Annotated in this window: 7 protein-coding genes; 2 read left to right on the forward strand and 5 right to left on the reverse strand. The window is 43.1% G+C overall.

Annotation, left to right across the window (positions count from 1 at the left end; all coding sequences use genetic code 11):
* Window positions 1–225 precede the first annotated feature (225 nt).
* On the forward strand, window positions 226–1,122 hold the full coding sequence (locus BLR60_RS03740; protein WP_090496947.1) for an SDR family oxidoreductase: 897 nt from the start codon (window positions 226–228) through the stop codon (window positions 1,120–1,122).
* A 149-nt stretch (window positions 1,123–1,271) separates the two neighbouring features.
* Here the strand turns inward: BLR60_RS03740 and BLR60_RS03745 are convergent, their stop codons facing one another.
* The gene (locus tag BLR60_RS03745; RefSeq protein WP_090496949.1) at window positions 1,272–1,883 is read right to left on the reverse strand and encodes a class I SAM-dependent methyltransferase; all 612 of its coding nucleotides are present in this window, start codon (window positions 1,881–1,883) and stop codon (window positions 1,272–1,274) included.
* A 370-nt stretch (window positions 1,884–2,253) separates the two neighbouring features.
* Between BLR60_RS03745 and BLR60_RS03750 the strand changes: the two genes are divergently transcribed.
* A complete protein-coding gene (locus BLR60_RS03750) occupies window positions 2,254–3,729 on the forward strand; it encodes an ArnT family glycosyltransferase (protein ID WP_167354674.1) in 1,476 nt (491 codons plus the stop codon).
* A 138-nt stretch (window positions 3,730–3,867) separates the two neighbouring features.
* Here BLR60_RS03750 and BLR60_RS03755 read toward each other — a convergent pair whose 3' ends face one another.
* The 4 genes from BLR60_RS03755 to BLR60_RS03770 all read right to left on the reverse strand — a co-directional run bounded on the left by BLR60_RS03755 (window position 3,868) and on the right by BLR60_RS03770 (window position 9,447).
* Entirely contained in the window at window positions 3,868–5,847 is a 1,980-nt protein-coding gene (locus tag BLR60_RS03755; protein ID WP_090496955.1) for a PAS domain-containing sensor histidine kinase, read from the reverse strand.
* A gap of 217 nt (window positions 5,848–6,064) precedes the next feature.
* Complete coding sequence (locus BLR60_RS03760) at window positions 6,065–6,286, reverse strand: hypothetical protein (RefSeq protein WP_090496957.1); 222 nt, start codon at window positions 6,284–6,286, stop codon at window positions 6,065–6,067.
* Window positions 6,287–6,334: 48 nt separating this feature from the next.
* A complete protein-coding gene (locus tag BLR60_RS03765) occupies window positions 6,335–8,293 on the reverse strand; it encodes an OmpA family protein (RefSeq protein ID WP_090496960.1) in 1,959 nt (652 codons plus the stop codon).
* A gap of 140 nt (window positions 8,294–8,433) precedes the next feature.
* Window positions 8,434–9,447 carry a PorP/SprF family type IX secretion system membrane protein gene (locus BLR60_RS03770; RefSeq protein ID WP_090497384.1) on the reverse strand — a complete coding sequence of 338 codons (1,014 nt, stop codon included), beginning with the start codon at window positions 9,445–9,447 and terminating at the stop codon, window positions 8,434–8,436.
* Between the last annotated feature and the right edge of the window lie 5 nt (window positions 9,448–9,452).

A 9,452-nucleotide genomic window follows, 5' to 3' on the forward strand; every position in this document is an offset into this window, starting at 1 on the left:
ATGGAGATTAACGATGATGAGCGCTAAGCCTAGGGCAGCATCAGTTTTTCAATAATGGCATTTAACAACTCCGTTTAGTGCTTTGAAGGGAAATGCTTGATTCGCGATAGTTGTGCTTTTATTAAACAAAAGTTAAAGAAGCAGTGTTGCACAAACGATAGTATGATCAAAAACGCATGCGTTTACCATGATCAGCAAATACATTGACCCATTAACAAAACAAAAATGTCTGAAAACGAAAAAAAAATGGAAAGTCCATTAACGAAATATCCAAGACCACCTTTTGTAAAACAACCGCAGGAGGTACCCGGGCTGGCATCAAAAATGAATCCGGTTCCAGATCATGGAGAGCAGAGTTACAAAGGCTCTGGAAGATTGACCGGGCGCAAAGCGCTGATTACTGGTGGTGACTCCGGAATAGGCAGAGCGGTAGCGATAGCCTATGCACGCGAGGGCGCTGACGTGGTGATCAACTATCTTCCGCAGGAACAATCTGATGCGGATGAAGTATTAGCCTTGATCGCCGCAGCCGGAAGAAAGGGATTTGGTATTGCGGGAGACATCACTTCAGAAGATTTCTGCCGTCAACTTGTTGAGGAAGCTGCGGAAAAAATTGGCGGGATCGACATCCTGGTTAATAATGCCGGACACCAACAGGCTATTGAATCTTTACTTGACATCACGACTGAAGATTTTGATACCACCATGAAAACCAACGTATATGCACCTTTCTGGATCACGAAAGCAGCACTTCCGCTGCTTGAAGAGGGATCGGTCATCATCGCAACGAGTTCGGTACAGGCATACGATCCATCAGAAAATCTTTTTGACTATGCACAAACCAAAGCCGCAAACGTTGCTTATGTGAAATCACTTGCCAAGCAGCTGGGACCAAAAGGGATCAGGGTAAACGGCGTAGCACCAGGCCCGGTATGGACACCTTTGCAAACCAGTGGAGGCCAACCGCAAGATGCCATTGTAAAATTTGGCGAAGTCACCCCACTTGGGCGCCCGGGTCAGCCTGCAGAACTTGCATCAATTTTTGTGCAATTGGCAGATAGTAATGCCAGCTATGCAACCGGACAGATATACGGCGCCGCTGGCGGGAATGGTCATCCGTAAGGAGCTTAAGCTGGTGCTGGGAGGATCAGTCATTCTCTTGCACCAGCTCATTCTAATTTTTCGTAATCCCCAAACGTAATTTCGTGTTAATAATTTATCGTTTTTTTATTAGCGGCAGTCCTATTGACTTTCAGTGAATTAATCGGATTTTATTTTCGCACGCACCAGGTGGTCATCGCCCTCATGTTCTGCACGTTAGTCGTCTTGATCGGCTCGTGAAGCTGTCCGCCAAGTTTTTTGGTAAGCCGAACCAGCATTTCCTGGTTAACCAAGAATCGCTCTGATCCGTCTGGAAGAATATACCGCCCGTTTCCGATAAAACGGACCAGTGATTCAATACCGATTTCTGAAGCCAGGCGACAGAAGAAATATCCACCAGGTTTAAGCACACGCCACATAGAGGTTAACATCGCTTCAAACTGCTCCTGGTTTTCTGCAAAGTGGAGCACGGCAGAACTAACAACCAGATCGAAACTTTCATCTTCAAAAGGTAACTGGTCTACAGCCGCTATGCTGAAATTTTCGTCGGGGTTAATATGAGGGAAGGCACCTGCCAGATTTTTAAGTTCAGCTATAGCTTCAGGATTTAAATCTACTCCATAAGCCTGTACGCCACTTTTCAGGAAGTAAAGCAGGTTTCTTCCGGTTCCACATCCGGCATCCAAAACGGTTTTGCACTCATCATAAGTACCTTTTAACAACTGGTCAAATAAATAAATATCAATATTTCCGAAGGTTTCCTGTATCTGCTCGCTTTTCATTTCTGAAGCAAAGATAAGTACAAATTATCCGTCATAAAAATCGTTGTACCCGATGTTGGAACTAATATCTAATCGGTTAGTCTCACCATATCGGCGATCCTTTAGTTTCCGGTTTATACAAAAGGTGTGAGAAAAGAACAGGACGTAGTCCTTTTTGGTGTAATAGATCTGAACGTTTGATGCCAGAATCACACCCTTTTTAAACTAATTTAACCCTTTGCTGTTATAATAGATATGAATCCGCAGCATCGAAATCAGCACTCCACCCAATTTCCCTTTATTAATGGTTAATATTTCCTGTAACCAAAATTCATCACACAGCATTCGGGGACTACATCTCTTCATTGTATTTTTCGGAATCTTAAAATTCTTGATCCATGTAATTGCCTTAAAAGGATATGGTTACCATGCTGATGAAATTTATTACGTTGAACTCGGAAAAGAATGGCAATGGGGTTTCCCCGATATATCACCATTTGTAACCTGGGTGGCGCATATTTCAAAGCTACTTTTTGGCTCTTCTTTAACCGGTTACCGAATCCTGCCTTGCTTTTTCTCTGCTGCGACAGTCGTAATCACTGGCTACATCACTTATTTTCTGGGCGGAAGACGTTTAGCCATTACAATTGCCTGCTCAGCAATTATTTGTTCGCCTGCATTTTTAGCCACTTCGTATCTTTTGCAACCAGCCGTGTTCGATGAGTTCTTTTGGACCCTCCTTTCCTTCGCCCTCATCGCCTACCTCCAAACCCGGAAAACATCTTTCTTATGGCTTATGGCAATAGCGTTGGCATTTGGCATACTCAACAAATACAGCATCCTGTTATTGGTCTTTACAGTACTCGTCGCCTGGTTAATCTGTGGGCGGAGGGCAACTGCGCCCCACTGGAAGAAGCTGATACTTCCTGCAATAGTTTTCCTACTGATTTTAGCCCCACATATTGCGTGGCAATTCGAACAAAACTTTCCTATTTATAAATTCACAACCCAAGTGGCGAAAACAAACTTCGACATTGATCTCGGCGATTACTTCCTGCAGCTATTTTTCTTTCACGGAGCAGCGGTAGCGGTTTGGTCTGCAGGACTGATTTTCCTGATGACTAACCGGCAAAGCAAAGAATACTTTTTTCTGGGCTTAGCATCTTTAATGGTGATTGCAATACTATCCGTATTAAAGGGCAAGCTTTATTATGGATTAGGCCTCTTCCCCCTGCTATTTGCCAACGGTGGATATTGTTGGGCGCTGATGTTAAATCACTTTAAAACGGCTTTTAAGGTGATGTTCATTGGTATGCTCTATGTTTTTGCACTCTTCAGTCTTCCGGTAGTAATTCCTATATTTTCCATTACCAATAATAAATTTTATATGTCTGAGATGGTAGAGCTAACGGGTTTTTCTCGACCGCTTCGCTATGAGGATGGCACTTATGGTAAAATGCCACAGTTTTTCGCCGATATGACTGATTGGGAATACCTCACTACGAAGGTAGAAAACGCCAGCATACAACCAAGCACATTGGGTAAAGCGGAAGTGATTTTAACAGACGATTATGCTATCGCCGGAGCCTTAAAACACTACGGCAGTAACGAACTGCCATTTGTAATATCTGCAAAAAACAGCTTTCTAAATCAATCACCAAAAAGTCTGGATCAGCACACGATCATTTACCTCACTAAATCAACCGGACTGGCCGTTAAAGGTGTTGCCGGTAAAGTAACACTCATTGATACCATTCATTCAAACAACTCACACATTAACGGATTATGTATTTATAGGTTATCCTTCCTTACCAAGGCCTTTAAACAACAGTACGCCAGGGACCGGCTGATATTCGTAGAAAAATAACAAATGACGTTGCCAGCGACAGCTCCTTATCGGCTGTTAAGCATATAAGTGAAAGCGAAATACTTGATCAATTCGGAAATGAATGACCATATCCGTAGTTTACATCGGGTTACGTTTTATCTTCCGGATGGTAAAATTTTAAAGCCCGGCAGGGAGCCGTACTTTAAAAATACTTCCTGTTTCCATATTGCTTTCAACACTAATACGGCCATCATGGAGTTCTATAATTTCACGACAAAAATACAGCCCAATCCCAAAACCGGAGATTATTCCTTTCTGCCCTTTTTCTGCCCTGTAATACCGCTCGAATATCCGTTCCCGGTCTTCCGCCGCAATGCCCATCCCTTTATCACGGACAGCAATTTCCACGGTATTATCTTCGGCCTCTGAATAGCCAAGGGTGATCTGGCTTCCCATTGCTGAGTATTTAACTGCATTTTCAACCAGGTTTTGAATGACCTGAGCGATTTTATTCCGATCAGCGTTTAATTGAAAAGAATGTAGCTGATCAACAAAGATTTCATGCGTATGAATCCTGGATTGAAATTCCTCTTCCAGTTCTGTAAACAACGCTTTCAAATCGAAATCTGACCTTTCAATCAGCATTCTTCCAGAGTCAAGCCGGGAGATATTTAAGAAACTATTAATCATGTTGCTCATATTGCCGACCTGTTTAACAGACTTCTCCAGAATGTTTTGTTGAGCAGTGTTTTCTGTCATAATAGCCTGACGCTGCATCAACTGAAGGTAGCCATTGATGGCGGTTAGCGGTGTTTTAAGTTCATGACTGACTACACTTATAAAATCGTTTTTCCGCTGTTCTTCTTTCTTCTGCTCGGTAATATCCCTTAAAGTACCATTCAGACTTATCGCTTTTCCCTTAACATCATAAAACACTTTTCCCCTTGCCTGCACCAGTCTCCCATTTGGGTCATGAGGATGGAAGATACGGTATTCAATAAAGTAATTTCCATCAGATCCTTCCTCCAGCACATCACTTATTGCTGCAACAACACGTTCCCGGTCTTCTTCTACAATAGCAGCAATAGCGATCGAGAGGTCCAGTTGCTCCTCATCAGCTAAACCGAACCATAATTTCAATAATTTGTTTCCCGAGAAGAGATTGGTATCGGGCTCATAGTAAAACGTGGCAAGCGCTCCCGCCTCGATGGCCATCGTTAGCATATGCTGGTCTTTCTCACTTCTGCGCCGTTCCAGTATATCAGCTGTGATTTCTTCCAGAATGATCAGCACGCCCGTGACTTGGTAATCAGATGAAAAAACAGGTTGGTAAATGGAGTTCACAATAGCCTCCCTTAATCCCTCATTATGGCGTAAAAATACTGAAAATTCGTTGTTTGTTTTCCTTATCCCGCTTTCAAAGACCTCGCTCAGCCATTGATTCACGGGCTGGCCTTCCAGTTCAGGCCGCGCAGTTTTATGTGAAATGCCTTGTACAGCTGATAACTCATGCCCCCAGATCTTCAATATCACAGGATTCGCGATCTCAATAATCAAGTCCGGGCCCTGTAGCATAGCGATGCCTACCGGCGCCTGCTCGATGATTGTCCTCACCTGCTCCCGGCTTTCTGCAAGAAGTTTTAAAGAATGATTGAGTTCATCATTTGTGGTCGTCAATTCCGCTAATGTCGCGGCCATTTCCTCCAGCAGACTTTGTTCATTCTCTTCTTTTTCGCGAATTTTTTTCTGATGTTCTAATCTTGAGGTAACATTACGGGCCGTGTTCAAAATACACCAGGTTTTATTGTTCTGGTCAAGCAATGCCTTATATTCGTAGTCGAAATAATCCGTGACCTGAACGCCGTTTTTAATAAGCCTGGCCGGTGCATCGGTAACTGAATAGGATTTGGCCGAACGCCATACCTCTTGCAGAAGAGATAAGAATGGCTGATCTTCCAGTTCAGGCAGTGCACTAATAAGCGGTTTACCGATAACAGAAGCATCCTTGCCCCATAGCGAAAGCATCCCTGCATTAGCAAACCGGATAGTCATATTTTCACCAGCGTATATAGCGGTAGGTTCGGTAGAGCAGCTTAATGCTTGTAATATAAGATCTTCGCCAAAAAAGGGATCGTGCGATTTTTCCTCAGTATTCATCAATCAAATATAAGGCAAATACATAATATCTAATCTAAACTGGGTTATAGATTGCTATAGTCACGACATAAAATACATTAAAACCGTAGCGCTATCAGGTCCAGTTGTGTATTTAAGTCTGCGTTGAGTAGCTTGATTTTACTATGAATAACCTCGGTCTCATTACTCAGAAAAAGACAAAATGAAAAAAAGGACGGTTTACTGATAAAAAATAATCTTAATCCGCATATTCCTCCAATATACTTAGCGTGTATCTGGATAGTTTGTAATTTACAGCTACCAGGCCGAAGAATCTTTTCAAGGTAGTTTCGCTGATCATTTTTTTAGTGCTCTTCGAAATCTCTTCCGACAAAAATTTGCAATCCCAGGAAGTAACAGCACTTAGCCCGGCTTTTAAACACACGCGGGCTCTCAGTTCTTTTAATGCTTGATCGTCCATAATTTACAAGCTTTCCTACCTTGGCTAGCAGGTAGGAAAGCGTTATGATTAATATTTTAAAATGGTAAATTCTGTTCTTCTATTTTGCTGATGTTCTGCTGCAGAACAGTTCACGCCATTTGAGCAGCGGTTAAGCAAACGTGTTTCACCATAACCTTTGGCAGTCATCCTGCTTCTCGCGATACCCCGGCTGACCAGGTAATTGACTACGGATCTTGCTCTCCGTTGAGAAAGGTCAAGGTTATAGAGATCTACGCCACGACTATCTGTATGAGAAGCAAGTTCAATTTCCAGGGTAGGGTTATCCCGCATAGTGCGAACCAACTCATTCAATATTTTTGCCGCATCAGCCCGGATATTGTCTTTATCAAAGTCGTAATGAATATTTGCAAGCCTCAGTGTTTTACCCTGCTCAAACAACGGCTCTAAGCGCAATTCGGCATATAAAGTGTCTGATTTTGTCAGTCCTTTTGTGGTTAACGTTGCTGAGTCTGCGTAGAACTTTAGTTTAGACCCAAAAACTTTATAATCACTTCCTTTATCAAGCTGAAAGAAGAAAGTACCATCCTGTTCATTGATTTTTTTTGCTACGATACCTGATCCGTCCTTCGACAGGGTAACTGTCACATCAGAAAGGCGTTCCTGCGTTTTTTTGTTAAACGCTATTCCACGTAGCGCGAGAATGATTTTCGGACGGGAGTAGTTGAACGTATAGATGTCGTCAGCACCCTGTCCACCTTTACGGTTAGACGCCAGATATCCGGTAATTCCATCAGCGGTTGGTCCGGTGGTAAAGAAAGCAAAGTCGTCTGCAGCAGAGTTAATAGGATACCTTAAATTTACGGCTTTTGTCCAGTTGGATTTATTCCCCTTGCTGCTAAAAATATCCAAACCGCCCATTCCCGGCAATCCGTCTGTAGAAAAGTACAGTGTACCGGTTTCACTTACCGAAGGAAACATTTCGTTGCCAGCAGTATTTACCGATGGCCCTACATTAATAGGTTTTCCCCAGGTACCGTCAGACTGCAGTTCGCTATACCAGATATCTGTTCCACCTAATGTTCCGGGCATATCAGATACAAAATACAGCGTTTTTTCATCGGCGCTCAAACTTGCATGCCCCACAGAGTATTCCTCAGGTTTGTTATAAGCAAAGGGTACTACCTGGTAAGTGCCGGTCTGCTTATTCTTTGTGTAAATATAAAGTTCAAGGTTACTTGTTTTGTATTTTCGCTTACCAGCTTTACCCACTTCACCCCGGCTACCCGTGTAAGTCCGGGTAACGTAGGAAACGGTTTCAGACTTATCTGACACGAGTGGTCCCTGATGAAATGGCGCATCATTAAGGCCAGATTTTATCACCACAGGATTAGCGAGGTGCTGCTGCATATCGGATGTCGAGGCATAGATTTTAAGAAAGCTATTTCCCGTCCAGCCATAAGTTTTGTTCAATCCCTTGTTTTCCGGCTCTCCGGTAAAATACACCAGTTTTCCAACAGGATAAGCTGAAAACTCCGAAAGTGGCGTATTTACTCCCGTTTCATTTCTAATCTGGTAAGCGGTCGGATTGGCCATCCAGGTAATGGCAGAGTCGCAGCCTGCGATTTGTAAGGCCACCTGAGGCTTTAGGCCGTTCTTGGTCGCATAGTCAGCAAACACTTTTTTTGCCTCTGCGTATTTAAGATTTGCTTTCAGCATTTCGCCATAATAGAGTTGATTAATGGGCGAACTTTCGGGCCTGGCGATAATGCGCGAGTACCAGGTTTCCGCAGCTTCAAAATCATTCATGTTGCGGTAACACAGCGCGAGATTTTCAAGGTCTTTAAGTCGCGGATTATCCTTGTCCACCAGTTTTTGAATTAAGGTAGCGGCTTTTGCATAGCTATATTGATTTAAAAGTTCCTGAGCCCTTTCACGGATCCCGGGTTGTTCCTGAGCATTTGCCATGCCGAGCAGAATGGAGAGGGCAACAATGACTAAACTAAATTTCCTATAATGGTTGTTCATATTAAATTTTGGTTAAAGTGATCCTAATCTGTTCTGTTGATTCTAACAGGCCAATAACGAAAGCCGACACCACTAGTATGGATAATAACATCAGCCAGACTACGCCTGCAGTTGCTTTTAGGATGTAACAAAGTATCATATTAAAAAAATCTTGGACTCAGTAAACGAATATCTTTCCGCGGGAAGGTGAGACCGAGGGTGATCTCGTGTGTACCGTTGGAGATGCTTCCGAACTTACTTAGCGCATAATCGTAAGAGTAGCCGATGCGAAGACGTTTGTCTACATAAAATTGGGCGATGCCTGAAATTGAGTTCAATTGACTAAGATCCTGCCCATCAGCATATTTTTTGTTCCATGTTTTTACACCGGTGCGGTATGCCCCACCCAACCATACTTTGCCGCCGAAGATGACCATTGCGCCTACATCTAAACTTGTTGGGCCTTTAAAATCTTCCTTAACCATAATACTCGGACGCAGTTTGGTATCGTCATTCAGATCGACTAACATACCCGTAATCAGATAAAAATGACGCTGGCGCCTGATATTTTCATTAGTACCATCACTCCAACGGAAGATTGCATTGTCATAGGATCTAGAAAACAGATCCATTACAGACGCACCAATGTAAAATTTAGGACTTGAGTAGTACACACCAAACCTGGCATCAGGAACGAGATTACTGATTTTACCAATCGGTAACGATTGATCACCATTATCTACCGGGTTAAGCATGCTTCCATCCAAACCATATTGTGTGAGGCCAACACCAATACCAAAGCTCAATCTTTTGGTGTCCTCATCATCTAACCGGATTCGGTACGCATAATTGACGTAAGCCGAGTTTGCCGATTGCGGACCGAGTTTATCAGCTGTAATCTGTACGCCCAGGCCCATTCTTTTCGTATACGGATCCAGAACCCCATCAATAGAAATCTGCCCGGTCTTTGGAGCACCCTGAATCCCCGTCCATTGGCTTCTGAGCGCCATCTGGGCAAACCATTCCTCCTTATAGCCGGCATATGCCGGGTTTACGCTCAAAGAATTGAATATATATTGTGTAAACTGAATGTTCTGCTGTGCAAGAACCGGAGTAGCTTCGCAACATAGCAAAGCGACTACCAGTATTAATTTATTTATGCCTTTTATCTTCATTGCTT

The sequence above is a fragment of the Pedobacter terrae genome (genome assembly GCF_900100705.1).
GTDB classification, from domain to species: Bacteria; Bacteroidota; Bacteroidia; order Sphingobacteriales; family Sphingobacteriaceae; genus Pedobacter; species Pedobacter terrae.

Coding starts and splice junctions, on each gene's coding strand:
- BLR60_RS03745 (WP_090496949.1), bottom strand. CDS start 1,883: ATGAAAAGCGAGCAGATACAGGAAACCTTCGGAAATATTGATATTTAT.
- BLR60_RS03740 (WP_090496947.1), top strand. CDS start 226: ATGTCTGAAAACGAAAAAAAAATGGAAAGTCCATTAACGAAATATCCA.
- BLR60_RS03760 (WP_090496957.1), bottom strand. CDS start 6,286: ATGGACGATCAAGCATTAAAAGAACTGAGAGCCCGCGTGTGTTTAAAA.
- BLR60_RS03770 (WP_090497384.1), bottom strand. CDS start 9,447: ATGAAGATAAAAGGCATAAATAAATTAATACTGGTAGTCGCTTTGCTA.
- BLR60_RS03765 (WP_090496960.1), bottom strand. CDS start 8,293: ATGAACAACCATTATAGGAAATTTAGTTTAGTCATTGTTGCCCTCTCC.
- BLR60_RS03755 (WP_090496955.1), bottom strand. CDS start 5,847: ATGAATACTGAGGAAAAATCGCACGATCCCTTTTTTGGCGAAGATCTT.